At 53.6% G+C, this 18,351-nt stretch carries 14 protein-coding genes, 1 tRNA gene, 1 other RNA gene and 1 pseudogene; 11 read left to right on the top strand and 6 right to left on the bottom strand.

Annotated elements, in window-relative coordinates:
- Nucleotides 1-27 precede the first annotated feature (27 nt).
- On the bottom strand, nucleotides 28-1,380 hold the full coding sequence (locus tag M1136_02020) for a UbiD family decarboxylase (protein ID MCL5074414.1): 1,353 nt from the start codon (nucleotides 1,378-1,380) through the stop codon (nucleotides 28-30).
- A 374-nt stretch (nucleotides 1,381-1,754) separates the two neighbouring features.
- Between M1136_02020 and ssrS the strand changes: the two genes are divergently transcribed.
- From ssrS to gltX, 7 genes are all read left to right on the top strand, one after another.
- Nucleotides 1,755-1,939, top strand: a non-coding RNA gene (ssrS, locus tag M1136_02015) — 6S RNA.
- Entirely contained in the window at nucleotides 1,929-2,171 is a 243-nt protein-coding gene (locus M1136_02010; GenBank protein ID MCL5074413.1) for a hypothetical protein, read from the top strand. Before ssrS ends, M1136_02010 begins: the two co-directional genes overlap by 11 nt.
- A gap of 146 nt (nucleotides 2,172-2,317) precedes the next feature.
- On the top strand, nucleotides 2,318-5,449 hold the full coding sequence (ileS, locus tag M1136_02005; GenBank protein MCL5074412.1) for an isoleucine--tRNA ligase: 3,132 nt from the start codon (nucleotides 2,318-2,320) through the stop codon (nucleotides 5,447-5,449).
- A 103-nt stretch (nucleotides 5,450-5,552) separates the two neighbouring features.
- On the top strand, nucleotides 5,553-5,933 hold the full coding sequence (locus M1136_02000) for a TraR/DksA C4-type zinc finger protein (protein MCL5074411.1): 381 nt from the start codon (nucleotides 5,553-5,555) through the stop codon (nucleotides 5,931-5,933).
- A gap of 64 nt (nucleotides 5,934-5,997) precedes the next feature.
- Nucleotides 5,998-6,504 (top strand): signal peptidase II, encoded by a 507-nt coding sequence (gene lspA, locus M1136_01995; protein ID MCL5074410.1) that lies wholly within the window; start codon nucleotides 5,998-6,000, stop codon nucleotides 6,502-6,504.
- Nucleotides 6,488-7,405, top strand: coding sequence for an RluA family pseudouridine synthase (locus tag M1136_01990; GenBank protein ID MCL5074409.1), 918 nt, complete (start codon nucleotides 6,488-6,490; stop codon nucleotides 7,403-7,405). Before lspA ends, M1136_01990 begins: the two co-directional genes overlap by 17 nt.
- A 115-nt stretch (nucleotides 7,406-7,520) precedes the next feature.
- Nucleotides 7,521-9,005, top strand: a complete 1,485-nt coding sequence (gltX, locus tag M1136_01985) for a glutamate--tRNA ligase (protein MCL5074408.1) — start codon at nucleotides 7,521-7,523, stop codon at nucleotides 9,003-9,005.
- Between the two features lie 73 nt (nucleotides 9,006-9,078).
- Here the strand turns inward: gltX and M1136_01980 are convergent, their stop codons facing one another.
- Nucleotides 9,079-10,842, bottom strand: coding sequence for an amidohydrolase family protein (locus tag M1136_01980; GenBank protein ID MCL5074407.1), 1,764 nt, complete (start codon nucleotides 10,840-10,842; stop codon nucleotides 9,079-9,081).
- A gap of 231 nt (nucleotides 10,843-11,073) precedes the next feature.
- Between M1136_01980 and M1136_01975 the strand changes: the two genes are divergently transcribed.
- Both M1136_01975 and M1136_01970 read left to right on the top strand, forming a co-directional pair.
- A tRNA-Gln gene (locus tag M1136_01975) sits at nucleotides 11,074-11,148 on the top strand.
- A 187-nt stretch (nucleotides 11,149-11,335) separates the two neighbouring features.
- Complete coding sequence (locus tag M1136_01970) at nucleotides 11,336-12,751, top strand: NAD(P)/FAD-dependent oxidoreductase (GenBank protein ID MCL5074406.1); 1,416 nt, start codon at nucleotides 11,336-11,338, stop codon at nucleotides 12,749-12,751.
- Nucleotides 12,752-12,755: 4 nt separating this feature from the next.
- On the opposite strand, the gene rpoD is transcribed toward M1136_01970, so the two are convergent.
- Together rpoD and M1136_01960 are read right to left on the bottom strand one after the other, a co-directional pair.
- A complete protein-coding gene (gene rpoD, locus M1136_01965) occupies nucleotides 12,756-13,853 on the bottom strand; it encodes an RNA polymerase sigma factor RpoD (protein MCL5074405.1) in 1,098 nt (365 codons plus the stop codon).
- 103 nt (nucleotides 13,854-13,956) lie between these two features.
- A pseudogene (locus M1136_01960) lies at nucleotides 13,957-13,997 on the bottom strand (hypothetical protein).
- Between the two features lie 664 nt (nucleotides 13,998-14,661).
- Here M1136_01960 and M1136_01955 point away from each other — a divergent pair.
- Nucleotides 14,662-16,485, top strand: coding sequence for an aldehyde ferredoxin oxidoreductase family protein (locus M1136_01955; protein MCL5074404.1), 1,824 nt, complete (start codon nucleotides 14,662-14,664; stop codon nucleotides 16,483-16,485).
- Nucleotides 16,482-16,760 (top strand): MoaD/ThiS family protein, encoded by a 279-nt coding sequence (locus tag M1136_01950; GenBank protein MCL5074403.1) that lies wholly within the window; start codon nucleotides 16,482-16,484, stop codon nucleotides 16,758-16,760. Before M1136_01955 ends, M1136_01950 begins: the two co-directional genes overlap by 4 nt.
- 109 nt (nucleotides 16,761-16,869) lie before the next feature.
- On the opposite strand, the gene M1136_01945 is transcribed toward M1136_01950, so the two are convergent.
- Both M1136_01945 and M1136_01940 read right to left on the bottom strand, forming a co-directional pair.
- Nucleotides 16,870-18,078 (bottom strand): YCF48-related protein, encoded by a 1,209-nt coding sequence (locus M1136_01945; GenBank protein ID MCL5074402.1) that lies wholly within the window; start codon nucleotides 18,076-18,078, stop codon nucleotides 16,870-16,872.
- Nucleotides 18,079-18,157: 79 nt separating this feature from the next.
- A complete protein-coding gene (locus M1136_01940; GenBank protein MCL5074401.1) occupies nucleotides 18,158-18,343 on the bottom strand; it encodes a 2-hydroxymuconate tautomerase family protein in 186 nt (61 codons plus the stop codon).
- Between the last annotated feature and the right edge of the window lie 8 nt (nucleotides 18,344-18,351).

Here is an 18,351-nt window from a genome sequence, read left to right as displayed (position 1 = left end):
TTTGGAGGAATGGTGCTCCCTCGTCTCCTATTTCTGCGCCTGAATATAGGTGCCGAGGTCCACCTCTGGATAGACCACCCGCTGGTGATACTCTTTACGCCGACCCTTCACGAGGGTGGCGTCAATACCGATCTTGGTTTGCACGCCCCGCTCATCGCCGGTCAGATCCAGCTCGTGGCCTTGCGCATGAGGCACCAGGAAGACATCCTCCTTCCAATCGACCCTGGTAGATAGGGCGAAAAGGACCTCGCTGGGAACGAAGATGTTTATATCGGGATCGACGACGATGCAGATCCTGATGTTCACGTGGGAGGCCAGCGCTGCCAGAGCTACATTTTTAGGTTGCCCGGGATTATCCTTTTCTAAGGCGGCGACAGCCATGAAGCCTCCACTATAGGGGGTGAGATGCACGACCGATACCTGTGGAGCGACGTGTCGTACGAACTGTCTTAAGATAGGCTCGCGGGGCAGAACGTTGCCCAGGTTGACGTGTTCAAATGAGCCGGGGACGATCGTTTGGAAAATGGGTTCCCGTCGGTGGCAGATAGCAGTCACTTCGAAGACAGGACAATCCCAGAGGGCACCGTAGTGACCGGTGAATTCGGCCAGGGGGCCTTCACTCTCCCGTACACCAGGAATGATTCTCCCCTCGACTACGATTTCAGCCCGGGCTGGGACGTTGATGTCTACCGTTGCCCCTCGAGCGATCTCTATAGGCTCGCCCCTGATGCCCCCGGCGATCTCTATCTCGTCGCGCTCTGTCCGTATTCCAGCAGCGATCATTATGGCTGGATCCAATCCGATGGCCACGGCAATGGGCAGGGGTTGGTTCTGCTTTTCGGCGAAGGCTAGGAAGCCGCGCAGATGTCGCCATTCGTTGATCATAATCCCCAACTTATTGCGCCCCTTGAGCTGCATGCGTTGGTAAGAGCAATTGCCTCGTCCGGTGGCAGGGTCTTTAGAAAAGGTCACCCCACCAGTGATGAAGGGGCCAGCATCGCCTTGGGCATGGAAGGGTATGGGCAAGCGATAGAGATCGACCTCTTCACCCTTCATTATGACCTCCTGGCAGAGGGGGGCAGTCGCATAGCGGGGAGGAATGGGATTGGCGATAGCTGCTCCCAGGGCATCAACGATCTCCTCCTTCTTACAACCAAGGGCCAGGGCGATACGTTCATGAGAGGCGAGAGCACTACCCACTACTGGTATACCCTGGTCACCGGCGGTGGTGAAGATGGCTGCTGGTCCGTCCTTCCTCTCCAGCGTGGCCAGCACATTGGCCAGCTCGTGGTGCAGGGAAACAGGCTTCTCGATGCGCACCAATTGATTATTGCCCTCAAGGACCTGAAGAAAGGAACGCAGGTCGTTAACTTTTGGCATCCTGAACACCTCTCCATCGAAATTCGGGTTGCCGCCTCTTCACAGAGTGCGGCCAATAAGCCATTTTTGGGGGCAAACCGCTAAGGATGATAAGGTATGCGGGTGGATATGTCAATGAGGTGAGCTCGTTGGCTCTACACTATTAAGTGTGAAACTGGGGAGATATTGAAAGCACCCGCCGATCTCTGTAGCCTAAGGGTTGCAAACTCTAAGGCGAAAGGAGGTCCAACGGGTGCAGGACGATTGTATCGCAGTAGCATTAGGATAGGCATGAGCTTAAGATTCTGTGGCAGAAGGAGTTGGAAAACCATCTTGAAATCACCGCACAACATTAACTTGACATTAGGCGTTTTTCGTGTTAATATATCATCTGTAGGACCCTACGGTGTATGTGACGCTCTGACGATGTTTTGAGCCAACACCTAACATATAGGGAGCCGATCTCTCGAGGCGGCTTGGTAGCGTCCAATTGAGGCGCTCGGTGCGCAGCCAATAGGTAGGCACCCACCTGTATATGCAGGTTCAAAACGGAGTAGCTTCACAGCACAGTGGGGTCTGCACTTATTGGCATTCTTAAGATCATCCGAAAAGTATACCTGAGAACGGCTACGAAGGAAAGAGTAGACGGGTTTGGTTGGACCAGAGAGTTTGGGGCCGGTGTAACTAAACGCAACCACCCGATCGAAAATCGTTCCGGAGCTGTCAACCGAAAGGACCGCCGGGTGAGACGGACAAGATCATCCAAGGCCCGCTGGTACCGAGTAGACTTGACCGTCGTTGTCCACCGTTAGACAGGACAAGGGTATGAACACGTACCCTACAAAGTGAGCAGGGTTCAAGTGTATAATCGAATGTCCTGCTAAGAAGGGTGGTACCGCGGGCACAAAAGCCTCGCCCCTTGGGGGTGAGGCTTTTGTTATTATTAGAGGAGGTCAACATGTTTAAGCCTGTTTCATCTCGGGTGGATTTCCCCACCCTAGAAAGAGAGCTCCTCCAGTGGTGGTTAGCAAATGATCTGATGAAAAAATATATCGCTCGAAATGAAAACGCCAGGAAGCGGTTCTCCTTCCTCGACGGGCCGATCACTGCCAATAACCCTATGGGTGTACATCACGCTTGGGGACGCACCTATAAAGACCTCTTCCAGCGATTCAAGACCATGCAGGGGTTCGCACAACGGTATCAAAATGGCTTCGATGGTCAGGGTCTCTGGGTTGAGGTCGAGGTTGAGAAGGAGCTCGGCTTCAACTCCAAGCGAGATATCGAAAACTATGGCTTGGCCAGATTTGTAGAGCAATGCCGCGCCCGTGTAGAGAAGTTCTCTCGGATTCAGACTGAACAATCGATCAGGCTTGGCTATTGGATGGACTGGGATAACTCCTACTATACCACCTCTGATGAGAACAACTATGCCATCTGGCATTTCCTACAGAAATGCCACGAACAAGGGCTGCTTTATAAAGGGCATAGTGTAATGCCCTGGTGCACTCGTTGCGGTACCGCCCTCTCCCAGCACGAACTGGCTACAGAAGGATATGAGGAGATCACCCATCCCTCTGTATACGTGCGCTTGCGACTCAAAGGGCGAGGCAATGAGTATCTGCTCGTTTGGACAACGACCCCCTGGACGCTCACCTCGAACGTCGCTGTCGCTGTCCATCCAGAACTCCTGTACGCAAAGGTGAAACAGGGAGAGGATATTTACTATCTCTCGCAAGGTACACTCGACTGCTTGAGTGGGCCATACACCATCTTGGGTAAAATCTCTGGACGAGAGCTGTTGGGACTCCAATATGAGGGGCCATTCGATTACCTCCCCGTACAGCAAGGAATCGTACATAAAGTGATCCCCTGGGAACAGGTGGGGGAGGAGGAAGGCACAGGACTAGTTCATATCGCTCCTGGCTGTGGACAAGAGGACTTTGAACTCTCTCGGGAACACAACCTAGCGGTGATCGCACCCCTCGACGAAGCGGGCTATTACGGCGCTGGTTTTGATTGGCTGACTGGCAGAAATGTGCAAGGCGTTAATCAAGACATCTTCGCTGACCTCTCCCGCAGAGGTGTAGCCTACAAGATCACCACTTATACGCACCGCTATCCTGTCTGCTGGCGTTGCAAGGAAGAGCTGGTCTTCCGTCTGGTAGACGAGTGGTTCATTAAAATGGATGACCTCCGCCACAAGATCATGGATGTTACCCGAAAGATACGATGGATACCAGACTTCGCTCTGGATAGGGAGCTCGATTGGCTGCGCAATATGGGCGACTGGTGTATCTCACGTAAGCGCTACTGGGGCTTGGCTCTGCCTTTCTTCGAGTGTGCTTGTGGCCATCTCCAGGTCATCGGCAGCAAGGAGGAGCTTTATGCGAAGGCCGTGTCCGGCTTGGAGAATCTTAAATCTCCCCATCGTCCCTACATCGATGCCGTCAAGATACCCTGCCCCAATTGCGGACAGCTCATAGCCAGGATTCCCGAAGTGGGTGATGCCTGGTTAGATGCTGGGATCGTTCCCTTTTCCACCCTGAGCTATTTCGAGGACAAAGAGTATTGGCAAACGTGGTTTCCGGCTGATTTTATTACGGAATCTTTCCCCGGACAGTTCCGCTGTTGGTTCTACTCCCTTCTCACTATGAGCACAGTTTTGGAGGGGGCGAATCCCTTCAAAACCTGCCTTGGGTATGCCCTGGTTCGGGACGAACAGGGAGAGGAGATGCACAAAAGCAAAGGCAACGCTATCTGGTTTGATGAGGCAGCCGAACGTATGGGCGTGGATGCTATGCGCTGGATATATCTCACTCAGAATCCGGTCAACAATCTTAACTTTGGCTATGGAGTCGCCGACGAGGTGCGAAAGCGCTTCCTGCTCCCCCTGTGGAACGCCTATTCCTTCTTCGTCACCTATGCCAACATTGATAGGTTCAACCCTATGGAACACGCCACACCCATTAATGAACGTTCACCACTGGATCGTTGGATCTTAGCCAAATTGAACATCTTAATTCAAACGGTCACCGAAGGGCTGAACGACTACGATACCGCCACCCCAGCGAGAGCCATCGAATCATTCGTCGATGATCTCTCCACATGGTACATTCGGCGCAGTCGTCGCCGTTATTGGAAGTCGGAACAGGATAAAGATAAGACGGCCGCTTACACCACGCTGTACGAGGTTCTGGTAACGCTGTCCAAGTTAATCGCTCCGTTTATCCCCTTCCTGGCCGAGCACATTTATCAGAACCTGGTCCGATCTATAGACAAGATAGCACCAGAGAGTGTCCACCTTGCTGATTTCCCCCAGGCCGACGCTAAACTAATCGACAAAACCCTGCTCCAAAGCGTAGACCTGGCTCGCAGGATAGTCAGCTTAGGACGAGCAGCCCGCAACAAGGCTGCCATCAAGGTCAGGCAACCGTTGAGCGAAGCACTGATTAACGTCCCGGACATGACCGAGCGCACAATCATTGCGCAGCTGGCCTCCCAAATCCTGGAAGAACTAAATGTAAAACGCCTTGCTTTTGCCGTTGATATGGCTGATGTGATCACCTTTTCGGTCAGGCCCAGACTCGACCTGTTAGGCCCGAAATACGGCCAGGCATTACCCGCTATCCTAAGAGAATTGACCAAGCTTGATCAAATGGAGCTGGCCAGGCAGGTGCGCGGACAAGAAACAGTGATCGTAGGCACCTATACGCTGGAACCGTCGGACTTAGAGGTCATCATCACCGATAGGAAACCATATGCTGTGGCTACCGATGATAGCTACGCTGTAGCCATCGACACCAGATTAACCCCTGAGCTTTTGCAGGAGGGACTGGCTCGCGAGCTGATTCATCGCCTGCAGCTGATGCGCAAGCAGGCGAACTTCAACATTGAGGATCGCATTATCACTTATTATCAGGGAAGTGCCAGAATACGAGCGACGATAGAGACACATGCGGCTTACATCAAACAGGAGACCCTCTCATTGTCACTAGAGAATAGCCCACCGCCGGATGGTGCTTACAGTGAGACTCTCCTCATAGACGGAGAGCAGGTAACGCTAGCTGTAACTCGACCAGGCAAATGATCAAATTCCCTAAATTGCTTTTTCTCTAAGACTACTTTAAAATGCTGAATGGTAAGACACGACCATAGCGGATTCTGTAATCGCCCCAATGGGGGGAGCTAGGATGGAACTACAGTCGCGATACGAGACACAAAAGCAGTGGCTGGAAACAGAGCAAGAGAGGCTGCGCAGAGAGATCGCTCAGCTCAACGTTGACGAAGAGATGGCTGCAAGCGCTCGTGGTGGACATAGCGCGTATGGCAATCACCTGGCCGACAACGCTACCGATACCTTCGAGCAGGAAAAAACGCTGTCCCTCCAGAAACATCTGCGCGGCCTGCTGGAACAGGTAGAACACGCTCTCAACAAATGGGATAAGGGGACGTATGGGTTGTGTGATGATTGTGGCGAACCGATCGACCCCCAGCGTCTTCAAGCCCTGCCCTATGCTAATCTCTGCATCCATTGTAAGACGAAGCAGCAAGTTAAGCGCAGCCGGTTGTAAGCGCCGAAATGCTGCTCTTTAGGCCGCTATGTCTAAGATAGCCAATAGCTCAGGGGATTCCCCTTTGCCCCACCTACACCTATTACGCCATTATCTACCCTTCTTCACTGTGGCGTTTTTTGTCTTTGCCCTGGATCAGTTCTCTAAAATGCTGATACCGTACTACATTTTTTCCCGGACCAATCGGTTAGCGCTCCTTGGAGATTGGGTTCGTTTGGATTACGTCACCAACACTGGGGCCGCCTTCGGTCTGCTTCAGGGGAAAACAGGACTATTTGCAACGATCGCCCTACTAGTGATTCCCATCCTTATCCTCTGGCAAGGATATGTTGCCCCAGGGAAGCTGCTTCCGAAGGTGTGTCTGGGGCTCTTGCTAGGTGGTACACTTGGCAATCTCCTTGATAGGCTACGTTATGGTTATGTCATAGACTTCATCGATATCGGCATCGGTAACCTGCGCTGGCCAACCTTTAATCTGGCCGATAGTGCTTTCGTGATCGGCAGCATCATCCTGGCCTGGTGTCTTCTTACCACTCCCTCGAAACGAGACAGCCGTGGTCATCCTGCATAAAAAAGTTTCTGTCCCGGCATCCGCCGCTGGGACACGCTTGGATAAGTTCCTGACAACGGTCTACCCGCACCTTTCTCGCTCCCTCATTCAAAAACTCATAGAAGCTGGGCATGCCACTGTGAACGGACAACCAAGCAAGCCCAGCGTTAAGATACTCCCAGGTGATCAGATCGACTTACATTTACCACCGCCCGAGCCGACCACACTGATTCCCCAACCGATTCCCCTGGACATCGTCTTCGAGAATGAGGATGTGTTGATGATCAACAAGCCGGCCGGATTGGTGGTGCATCCAGCTGCGGGGCATAGGACAGATACCCTGGTGAATGCTATCCTGGCTTATTATCCCAATCTGGAGATCGGGTCAAGCCTACGGCCTGGCATCGTCCATCGCTTGGATAAGGACACTTCTGGATTGCTAGTAATAGCTAAGAACGACAGGGCCCACTTGAATCTATCCCGGCAAATTCAGGAACGGAAGATACTAAAAGAGTATATCGCTTTGTTGCACGGCCACCTCACCCCAAGCAAGGGGCTGATTGAGGCCCCCATCGGTCGTCATCCCAAACAACGCAAATTGATGGCCGTCGTCGCTGAGGGTCGAGAAGCGCGTACGTATTATACCGTCAGCGAATATATGGCCGACTATACTCTTGTCCGAGTCCGCCCAGAGACAGGCCGTACCCATCAGATTCGCGTTCACTTCGCCTCTATTGGGCATCCTGTAGCTGGCGATCGCGTTTATGGCCGCAGGCATGAAGAGATATCCTTTCCTAGGCAGTTTCTGCACGCCTGCCGACTTAGTCTTTGCTTGCCCAATAGTGAGCAATTCGTTGAGTTTGAAGCCCCTTTGCCCAGCGACCTGGAAGAGATATTGACCGAACTACGCCGCAAAGACTGAGGCGGATCCGGATCTTCCTTCATTGAGGTTATAGCGGTCAGGCGACCCCCTATGATCAGACACTGTCCACCAATCTATGTTACACTTAAAATAGGAGGTAAAAATTATGTCTGCGCTGAACAATGGCGTGCGCGTCCGCATCGCCCCCAGCCCGACCGGTCCCTTACACGTCGGACGCGCCCGTACAGCTCTCTTCAACTGGCTATTCACTCGCGCCAATGATGGCGTTTTCATTGTGCGCATCGAGGATACCGACCGTATTCGCTCCACAGAGGAGAATCTACGGTCGATTCTCACTTCCTTGCGCTGGTTGGGGCTGGAATGGGACGAGGGCCCCGAGGTTGGCGGCCCTTATGGTCCCTATTTCCAGATGCAGCGTCTGCCTCTCTACCAAGAGTTCGCCCAGCGCTTACTGAGGGCAGGAGCGGCGTACTATTGCTATTGTACACCCGACGAGCTGACAGCTATGCGCGAGGCCGCAAAAAGGGCCAAGATGCCCTTCCGTTATCCTGGTCGCTGCCGACCGTTAACAACCAAACAACGCGCTGCCTATGAGGCCGAGGGCAGGCGGCCAGTATTGCGCTTTGCTGCTCCATCGACAGGATCCACCGCCTTTAAGGACTTAATCCGCGGCGACATCACCTTTGACAACACTGAGATCGATGACCTTGTGCTCGTCAAGAGCGACGGCATTCCCACCTATAACTTCGCCGTTGTTGTCGACGACATCACCATGCAGATCACCCATATCATTCGTGGCGATGATCATATTGCGAATACGCCCAAGCAACTGCTGCTCTATAAGGCTCTTGATGCTTCCCCTCCGGACTTCGCCCATCTACCGATGGTGCTTGGCTTAGATAGGGCTAAATTATCTAGCCGACACGGGGCTACTTCAGTCATGGAGTTCGCTGAGCTCGGCTACCTGCCTGAGGCGATGGTGAATTACCTGGCCCTTCTCGGCTGGGCCTTCGATGACAAACGGGAGATCTTCCGTAAGGAGGAACTGGTGCAACACTTCCGCATCGAACGCGTCTCCAAGACGGCTGCGGCCTTCTCCATAGAGAAGCTGGACTGGATGAACGGTTACTACATTCGGCAGTTAAGCCTAAAAGAGTTGGCTGAGCGCGCCCTACCATTCTGGCAGAAAGCTGGGCTCGTCCCCACCGATCAGGTGCCAACAAAAACGTTAACCTATATACAAAAGATGATTCCCCTGATTCAGGAGAGAGTAAAGCGATTAGGTGAGGTGGTCGAGCTAACCGACTTCTTCTTCAAAGAAAGACTGACCTATGATTCAGCCTTGCTCATTGGTAAAGGGATGACCGCAGCTATGACGAAGCTCGCCCTGGCCGAAACCAAGAGAGTTGTGGAGAATCTTTCCCTTTTCAATAGTGAAACGTTAGAGATACAGATGCGTTCTCTAGCCGAGTCCCTTGGGCTGAAAACAGGGCAGCTCTTTGGCGCTGTACGCGTGGCCGTGACTGGACGTACGGTAGCACCACCCCTCTTTCAAACGATAGCTGTGTTGGGCCGCGAAAAAACGCTGGATCGCCTGACAGAGGCGCTTCGGCTCCTGGACACTTTGCCCAGTAAATAAGCGCCTTAGACAGGTGCCTATTCAGCCCTAATCTTTTTAGCCTACCAGCTCCGAATGTTGTTCCTACGGCGGTTCAATGCACCGAGATCACCGGATCGATGATCTCCTGCTTTTCCACGGCGATATAACCCTTATCCGTGATGGCGAATTCCGGAATAGCTGCCAGGGTGATAAAGGACAGAAACATAAATGGATCGCGAATGGTAGCACCACATTCTTTAGCCTTGGCGACCATTCGTCTTTTCTTGTCCGCCAGCGTGTAGGCATCATCGTCGCTAAGCAATCCCAAAATAGGCAGGGGCACTTCTTCGAGTATCTTACTATCCCTCACGACGATTTGTCCACCTTGTAGCTCGGCCAGGCGATTAACAGCCAAGGCCATATCCTCCAGATTGATGCCCATCACGACAATGTTGTGGTTATCGTGGGCCACGCTCGAACCGATAGCCCCTGCTTTTAGATTGAACCCGCCCATAAAAGCCCTACCGATATTACCGATCTGATGATGTCGCTCGACTACGGCGATATGCAGAACATCTTGCTCTGGATCTGCCCGGATATAACCATCCTTAACCGGAAGGTTGGCCTCGCCCGGCACAGTGATGGGAATCCAGTCCAAGGTACGCATGACCCTCACCCTGGCTTGATCTATCTGCACGCCGGTTGCTATGGCCAGCTCGCCTGGCTTCACTGGCGCTTTAAGATGGAAAGTGTTAAGGAGTAAGGCCGAATGTTCTAAGACACCAATCGGCGCGACCATACGCCCATCCTGGGCCACTAATCGTCCACTGGCGATGGTCTTCACGACCCTAAAATCCTGTGGTCCACTGACGATGTTAATATCAGCATATCTACCGGGGGCAAGGCTACCTATCTCCATCTCTAGATGGAAAGCCGTAGCCGGGTTCAGGGTCACCATCTGGATGGCCGTGACGAAGTTCGCGCCTTCCTGCATAGCCCGGCGCACCTTGTGATCCATATGTCCCTGCTCGGTCAGCTCCATCGGGTCGGTATCATCGGTGACGATGCTACACAGTCGTGAATCCACCTTGTGTTCCGTTACCGCTTTAATCAAGGCGGCCATATTCTGGGCTACCGGACTCTCACGCATAAACAGATATACGCCATTGCGCAGCCGCTCCAACGCCTCCTCGGTTTGCATGGCCTCGTGATCGTTGCTCACCCCAACGGTGAGATAGGCCGATAAGGCTGGACCGCTGGTAACCGGCGCATGCCCCGCTAGTATCTTGCGTGCCTTTTTGGTCAAAGCAATAGACTGCATCAGATCAGGGTAGTTCATCAGGACGTACGGAGCCACGATCTCCGAAAGTCCCACCGCATCATCCCTCTGAATGGCCTGGGCCACAACCCCGGCATCGAAGTGCCCACCACTCGTCTCTAACCCTGGTGAGAAGGGAACATGGGATGGCACAACGAAGTGAATCTTAAGCGGTGTCCTTTTTCCCCCCTCCAGAACAGCAGCGACGGCCTCCATACCCCCTACGACGCCTATCTCGTGTAGGTCTGTCATTATGCTCGTTGTGCCATGAGCCAGGACGATCTCAGCAAAACGACCAATGCTCAGGTTGCTGCTCTCCGGATGAATGTAAGCATCGATGAATCCAGGAACGATGTAATGGCCCGTCGCATCGATCACCTGGGTCTGCTCACCGATGGTGTAATCAATGTTCCCGATAGCGGCGATCCTATCACCGCATACGGCTACGCCACCCCGATAGGTCTCGCCTGTGTTCACGTTGACGAGATTACCGTTGATCACGGCCAGATCTGCTTTTTGCTTCCCCAAGGCGACTCCCATCAATCTCTGGTCAGGCATAGCGCTCCCTCCTTAGTTTTGTTGATACGAATATGATACTACTGATCAGCGGGAGTTCCAAGGGGTAGCTTGGTCAGGGCGCCGAAAGAGTAAAAAAAGCGCAGGGCCACCTTGAACCCCCTGCGGGGTTTGAGGGAGATATTCACGTTCTCAAGTAAGGATTGCCAGACCAAACCACTTTATGCTAAATTATAGTTGTTCAGTTAGGACAACTTGAGCGACCCGCCCGATTGCCGGATGGTGTAATGGTAACACGCCTGACTCTGGATCAGGTAACTCTAGGTTCGAATCCTAGTCCGGCAGCCAGCATAGAACATAAGGCAGCAATAGTCGTGCCCCGTTATCGGAGCCGTCGAGTGGGCGCCGATGTTTACTTAGCGACCTTCCCCAACCAGTAAGTGCTAATGGCCCCTCACCATTCGACAAGCGCTGGAAGACCTAGTATAATTGCGAGCGTCGGTTTCGCTTGACCTTGTGTTAGGGGGTGATTACCATGCCCAAGACCTACGACGTCATAATTGTCGGGAGCGGCCCAGCTGGCATCTTCGCCGCTCTGGAACTGGCCGAGTCTGGATTAAGGATCCTTCTGCTTGAAAAAGGTCGCCCCCTCGAGAAACGCAGCTGTCCGGCGATGGATCGCTCAATCAGCTGCATCCGTTGTTCACCGTGTGGTATGGTCAGTGGTTGGGGCGGTGCCGGCGCCTTCTCTGATGGCAAACTCACCCTTTCCGCCGAGGTTGGAGGAAGATTAAATGAATATCTCGGTGTAGATGAACTTAATGACCTCATCGAATATGTTGACCATGTTTATCTCAAGTTTGGTGGTGGTGATCGTGTTTTCGGTGTCGGTGAGGAGGTAGAGGAATGGCGTCGACGCGCCGCCTTAGCTGGTCTCCGCCTGATCCCAATCAAAATCAGGCACCTGGGAACGGAGCGCTGCTACAAGGTGCTTCAGGCGGTGTACCAGCACCTGAGCGAGAAGGTAGATATGAGACTGGGCGTGGCGGCAACACGACTGCACACAGAGGATGCCCGAATCGCCGGGATAGAATTATCCTCTGGAGAGGTGATCGAAGGGAAATATGTCGTGGTAGCGCCCGGTCGGGAAGGGGCTGATTGGCTTTTGGCCGAATGTCGTCGCTTGGGACTCTCCTTGAAAAATAACCCTGTCGATGTTGGGGTGCGCGTGGAAGTCCCATCCGCCATCCTGGAAGAGATAACGAGTGTCCTCTATGAATCGAAGATGGAGCTATATTCTAAAGTGTTCGATGATAGAATACGCACCTTTTGTATGTGCCCGCACGGTGAAGTGACGACAGAGCTAACGGCTGGGGCTGACCCGGTGGTCACTGTTAATGGCCACAGCTATGCAGACAAGAGGACGGACAAAACCAATTTCGCCCTGCTGGTATCGACGACCTTCACTGAGCCATTCAACGAACCGATCGCTTATGGGCGCTATATCGCCCGCTTGGCTAACATCCTCAGCGGGGGAGTGATCGTGCAACGTCTAGGGGACCTCTTGAGTGGCCGTCGTTCGACACCTGAACGGATCAACCGAGGCATCATCGAGCCATCTTTGAAGGGAGCCACCCCAGGCGATTTGAGTTTTGTACTGCCTTATCGTTACTTGACCGGTATCCTCGAGATGCTCCAAGCGATGGACAATCTGGCACCGGGCATTTACTCCCGCCATACCCTTCTCTACGGCGTAGAGGTAAAGTTTTACTCAGCACGCCTAGAGCTTAATGATCGTTTGGAGACTGAGATAAAGAACCTCTTCGCGGCCGGCGATGGTGCTGGTGTGACCAGAGGACTCATACAGGCATCGGCCTCGGGCGTCATTGTGGCGCGGAGCATCCTGCGAGACGTGGAAACAGCCAAACAGGTGCTTAAAGCGACAGCCTAGGCATCTACTCCAGATAATCCTTAAGTTTCTTGCTACGGCTAGGGTGGCGCAGCTTACGCAAAGCTTTGGCTTCGATTTGGCGGATGCGCTCCCGGGTCACGCCGAATCTCTTCCCCACCTCTTCTAAGGTGAGATTACGGCCATCATCTAATCCGAAGCGTAACCTGAGGACACGCCGTTCCCGTCCAGTCAGGGTGCAAAGAACCGCATCTACCTGTTCCCTGAGGAGCTGCTTGGAGGCTGCATCAGCGGGAGCCGGACTCTTATGGTCTTCAATCAGGTCGGCCAGCTGGCTATCCTCCTCCTCCCCAATGGGGGTCTCTAGGGAAACTGGTTGTTGGGAAGACTTCATAATCTCGCGAACCTTCTCCGGCGTCGTCTGCATCTCTTTAGCGATCTCTTCAGGAGTCGGCTCTCGCCCTAGTTCTTGGACGAGACGGCGTGACGCCTGATACAGGCGATTGATTGTCTCCACCATATGCACCGGTATACGTATAGTTCGGGCTTGATCAGCGATGGCCCGTGTCACAGCCTGCCTGATCCACCAGGTAGCATAAGTACTGAACTTATATCCTCGCCGATAGTCAAATTTCTCCACAGCCCTCATCAGGCCGGTATTTCCCTCCTGAATTAAGTCCAACATAGTTAGACCACGACCGATATACTTCTTAGCAATGCTCACCACAAGCCGTAGATTAGCCTCCACCAAGCGTCGTTGAGCGAATTTAGCTTCCTGATGAATAGTTAGGAAGTGATTGGCCAACTGTTCCTCTTGTCCCTCGATGGCCGATCGAACTACCGCGACCGAGGGCATATCGCCCTTATAATTGTCTGTGAGTAGTTCTACCACTTGGGGCGGCAAAACGCGGACAATCAAGGATAGCTCTCTCATCTGCTGTTCGGCTTCTTCAATGGAAATACCTCTCTGATTACTTATCACCTCCATTAAAGCAGGATCCAGCCCCCCATCAATTAAGGTATGCAGACTAGTGTGCCTCAGCTGACCAGCGAGGGAAACGTCATCAGCCAGCCCTTCGCATCCTCTCAGTATAGCAAGGAGCTCGCTGGCCCTCGCTAAGCGGCTGTAAAGAAGGAGGGTCAGACCAACGTTCGTTCGCTCTTCCCGCTTATCCCTTAGATCCTCCTCGATGGACTGCAAATAGCGACCCTCTTCCATACGACGGGCCAAACGTTTCTCGTCTTCAGCGGTCAACAATCGTACGCGGCCGATTTCATAGAGGTACATCCTTACCGGATCCTCGCTCAGTTCCGGTTCGATGATGGCTCCAGCAGTTGCCTCTTCTAGCAGCGCCGTCGGCTCTTCCCAACCGGAAGGAATGAGTGGTTCCCTCGGAACCAGCACCTCGCCGACGCGAGGGGCCTCAGCCGAAGCTAGCGGGTTAGTCTCAACTAAGTCAACAACGTGAAATCCTGATTCCAGCAGGGCATCAGTCAGATCAGGATCCTTACCTTCCAAAACCGGATCGCCCTGCGATCTCTCTTCGCTCTTGCTATCTATCACTGGCCTCTCCTCTTAGATAAACGCATATTATATAAAGACAACGACCCCCAATTAGAGGGGGATCGAGCAGTACATTCGTATCATTAATAAGTAGCCTCACTGGGCCACGATATTAAAAGAGTTCAACGTGGCCAAAACTTATCCCAAGTAACCTTTCCCCTGACCAGACAGCTCACCAAGGCAGCCTAAGAATCTGCCTATCTCTCCTGCCCCACACAGGGCACCTGCTGCTAAGTCCTTTAGAGTCAGGTACTTGGGACACATCAATTTATATAATAATAAATTTCAGCTGAAATGTCAAGGATTCCCTGTGCCAAATCATCCTTGACTATCCTGGCAGATCGAATCTATAATGCACGCACACCCAGAACAAGGTGAGAGTACCTTTATGCCGAGGAAGACCGCTGATGTCGACCTTAGCCGGGCCAAGGTGAGCATTTATCCCTCTGATGCTTCGATCTGGCACCGTTTTATTGGGGGGCGAGGCTACGCGGCAAAGCTGCTTTACGATGTCCTCCCGCCCACCATCGCCCCTTTTCATCCAGATAACCTCTTGATCTTCTCCAGCGGTCCTCTTACCGGTACCCCATGGCCGGCCTCCTCCCGCTACCACGTCACCACTAAATCTCCCCTCACCGCTGCCTATGGTTACGCCAACTCCGGCGGTTTCTTTGGCCCAGCCCTTCGCCACGCTGGATACGACGCCCTGATCATCCAGGGCTGTGCACCATCGCCCCTCTACCTGGCGGTCGACGATAACAAGATAGAGCTCTGGCCTGCTGAGGACCTCTGGGGCAAGACCACGACTGAGACCGAAGCCACGTTGCACCAGCGTCACCCAGGCTCACGCGTGGTCAGCATCGGCCCAGCCGGAGAGCACCTGGTCCATTTCGCGGCCATCATCAACGAATACCACCGCGCTGCTGCCCGCTGCGGTGTTGGCGCGGTGATGGGTTCCAAAAGGCTCAAGGCCATCGTTGTCCAAACAAGTCAACGCGAGGAGTATCCTCCCCTCTTTCGGCACCTCGCAAAGGAAGCCATGAGACAGGTTGTGGATAATCTTGGATCGCGCATCCTCCAACAATGGGGAACGGCCTCGTTGGTCGAACCAAAGAACAAGCGGGGAGACCTGCCTACCAAGAATCGCCAACTGGTACAATTTTCAGGAGTCTCCAGGGTGGACGCCCAAGCCCTGGCCACTTACGTCAGAGGCAAGCGAGGGTGTTTTGCCTGCCCGATCAAGTGCGCTCGCCTTTCCAAAGTGGCCGGGGGGCGGTTCGCCTGCGAACTGGAGGGGCCGGAGTTTGAGACGATCGATGCCCTGGGCCCTCTCTGTTTCAATGCTGATCTCGAAGCGATCATTTATGCTAACCTGCTCTGCAATCAATATGGATTGGACACCATCTCTGCCGGTGGCGTTATTGCCTTCGCCATGGAGTGTCACGAACACGGCCTCCTTGCTGATGATACGCTCAGTCTGGAATGGGGTGATACCAATACAATCATCGGACTTATAGAGAGAATAGCTTTAAGACAGGGAATCGGTGACCTGTTAGCTCTGGGGGTGAAAGGAGCTGCGGAAAGGATCGGGCGTGGGGCAGAGAGGTATGCTATGCATGTCAAGGGGCTGGAGCTCCCCGGTCAAGATGGACGCGTTGGGAAGGGCTTCGGCCTGGCGCACGTCACCTCCAATAGGGGAGGCGATCACCTCTACGCATTGCCCACCATTGATCAGGCGGGATTGCTCGAAACCGCCAAAAGGCTCTTCCCTGCCTTCCTGCCCGAAATAATGCAGACGGATTCAGAGAAGTATAAGGCTCATATGGTCGTGTACGGCGAACATTACAATGCTATAGCAGATGCCACTGGCATCTGCAAGTTTGCCTCTACACGCAGCCATGCCCTTTACCCAGAGGACGTGGCCCAGGGGCTGACCGCCCTCGGTTTTCCTTATACTACCGAGGAATTACTCAAAGCCGGGGAGCGCATCATCAATCTGGAGCGATTGTTCAACCTCAGGGAAGGATTATCCTCAGCCACCGATCGCCTCCCGGCCCGCCTCCTCACTGAGCCAGCCATCGTTTCAGACACTTCTGAGACAAGGACTTTCACCATCGATTTGGACCAGATGTTGCAGGAGTATTATCACCTTCGAGGCTGGTCGCCGCATGGCCTACCTCAGTCTATAAAGCTAGAAGAGCTCGGACTTTGATACGACTGGTTCTGGTCTATCGCGGCTTCTTCCGCAACCTCGTCGGCCTTGACCGGGAGATACTGGAGTTATCCCCAGGCAGCGATTTGAGCAGCGCCCTTAGGGCCGCTGTCTGCCGCCATACCGAGCTCGGCGTGGCTATCGACATAACCACCGGTGCTATAAAAGGGAATATCCTCGTCGGCTTAAATGGCCAGGTTCTCAACCCTCTCGATAACCCCCTGCTGCAAAGCGGAGATGTGCTTGAACTCGTCCCCCCAGCCGGGGGTGGCTGATTTGCCATCCAATGCCGATGGCGAGGTCGGAAATCCGGTCGTTGTTAAGCATCCAGATGAAGCAGGACCCCGGCAACCCCGCTGGTTTGTTGGGGTCTTTGGCTCAATTTCAGGGAGTACCCGAAACCAAACGGGGGATGATGCGCACCCATGTGCGTCCTCCATCGGTTGTTTTAAGCAGAAACGGGCCAGATTGAGTATAGCCAAAGGCCCAGCCCACCTGGTGGCTGACAAAGTTGAGTTTCGTCACATGCTCCAGACTCACATTGGGGGTGATCGCTGTCCAACTCCGTCCGCCGTCGCGTGTTTCGTAGAGTTTACCCCCGCCCTTGCGATAAGGCTCATCGGTAGCCCAGCCGTGGTTGAGATCAACAAAATCATAGATGACCGCGGACTGGATGGACGTTGTGGCACCCCAGGTCTCTCCTCCATCGTGTGTGACATAAAAAACGGTAACTGTCCCATCTCGATTATTAAATGTTACCGGGAGGAGGCCATCTCTGGCAGTGAAGAACATTGGTGGTTTGATCGAGAGTTGGGTGGATTGATGAGTGGGCGGAATCGTCAGATTCTGATGTTGCCAGGTACGACCACCATCCCTCGTTACATACAACCAGGCTTCACCCATAGAAGGTACGAAGCCCGTAGCCCAGCCGGTTGAGCTATCTCGAAAACGGATCCCGTTTTTGATGCCACCAAAGGGCAGGCTACCAGGCTTATTGGTGCCCGCGCCTGTGCTCGACACTCTGGTCCACATCTTCCCGCCATCTGTAGTCTGATATATCTCGACCGGTGATGATCCCAGGGCGACGCCGGAACTCGTCATGACCCAGCCATTTTGGGGGTCGACAAAGTCAAACTGCCCACCAACGATCGAGATGGCGAATTTATCCCAGGCCCTGCCTCCATCGACGGTGTGGAGGAGGGTGCTGGTCGAGCCGCCGTTGCCGCGCACAGCCACCCATCCAATGTTGGCGTTAAGGAAATATTCGCTAACTAAGGAGGCAGTTCCCAGTGCGGGGACTGGGATGCGAATGTCCCGCGGTGTAACGTCCATCCATCTGATTCCGCCATCGGTGGTCTGCAAGATGGATCTATCGGTCAACGCCCACCCTGTTGTCTCGTTGATCATGCGGATGGATGTCAGCGCCAATATTTCACGGTCATTATTTTTAGGTCTGGTCGGAGTCGGCGTGGTCGAAGCTGGCATCGGCGGGACAGCGCGCGTACTAGAGGGCATGGTCGAACAGGCAGCCACCATTCCGCTCAGAAATAAGAGCATCACCATAAGTACTGTCCCTGATGTTCGGTGCAGCATTTCTGTACCTTTATTTCCCCCTTCTCCCGTCCTTCGGAGAAGGACGGGAGAAGGGGGTAGGGGGGATGAGGGCCTAATCCTACTTATCAGCCGCCAGGCTCCCGCCCAAGCCCCAGTTTTGCTTGGAAACCTCGTGGATTATGATGGAGGTAGCCTCGTTCGGCACACCAAGAACATCCCCCACAGTCTTAGTCAACGCCTCTACCAGCCTCCGTTTCTGCTCCACTGTACGACCCTCCCACATCTCGACGATCAGCACAGGCATAGTCTTTT

The organism is Chloroflexota bacterium (assembly GCA_023475225.1).
Lineage (GTDB): Bacteria > Chloroflexota > UBA6077 > FW602-bin22 > JAMCVK01 > JAMCVK01.
Note: the sequence above shows the minus strand (reverse complement) of the source record. Positions and strands in the feature narration are given on the sequence as shown.

Excerpts from the sequence above, each read along its gene's own strand:
- M1136_02020 (MCL5074414.1), bottom strand. The coding sequence starts at position 1,380 with ATGCCAAAAGTTAACGACCTGCGTTCCTTTCTTCAGGTCCTTGAGGGC.
- ileS (MCL5074412.1), top strand. The coding sequence starts at position 2,318 with ATGTTTAAGCCTGTTTCATCTCGGGTGGATTTCCCCACCCTAGAAAGA.
- M1136_02000 (MCL5074411.1), top strand. The coding sequence starts at position 5,553 with ATGGAACTACAGTCGCGATACGAGACACAAAAGCAGTGGCTGGAAACA.
- M1136_01980 (MCL5074407.1), bottom strand. The coding sequence starts at position 10,842 with ATGCCTGACCAGAGATTGATGGGAGTCGCCTTGGGGAAGCAAAAAGCA.
- M1136_01970 (MCL5074406.1), top strand. The coding sequence starts at position 11,336 with ATGCCCAAGACCTACGACGTCATAATTGTCGGGAGCGGCCCAGCTGGC.
- M1136_01955 (MCL5074404.1), top strand. The coding sequence starts at position 14,662 with ATGCCGAGGAAGACCGCTGATGTCGACCTTAGCCGGGCCAAGGTGAGC.
- M1136_01945 (MCL5074402.1), bottom strand. The coding sequence starts at position 18,078 with ATGCTGCACCGAACATCAGGGACAGTACTTATGGTGATGCTCTTATTT.
- M1136_01940 (MCL5074401.1), bottom strand. The coding sequence starts at position 18,343 with ATGCCTGTGCTGATCGTCGAGATGTGGGAGGGTCGTACAGTGGAGCAG.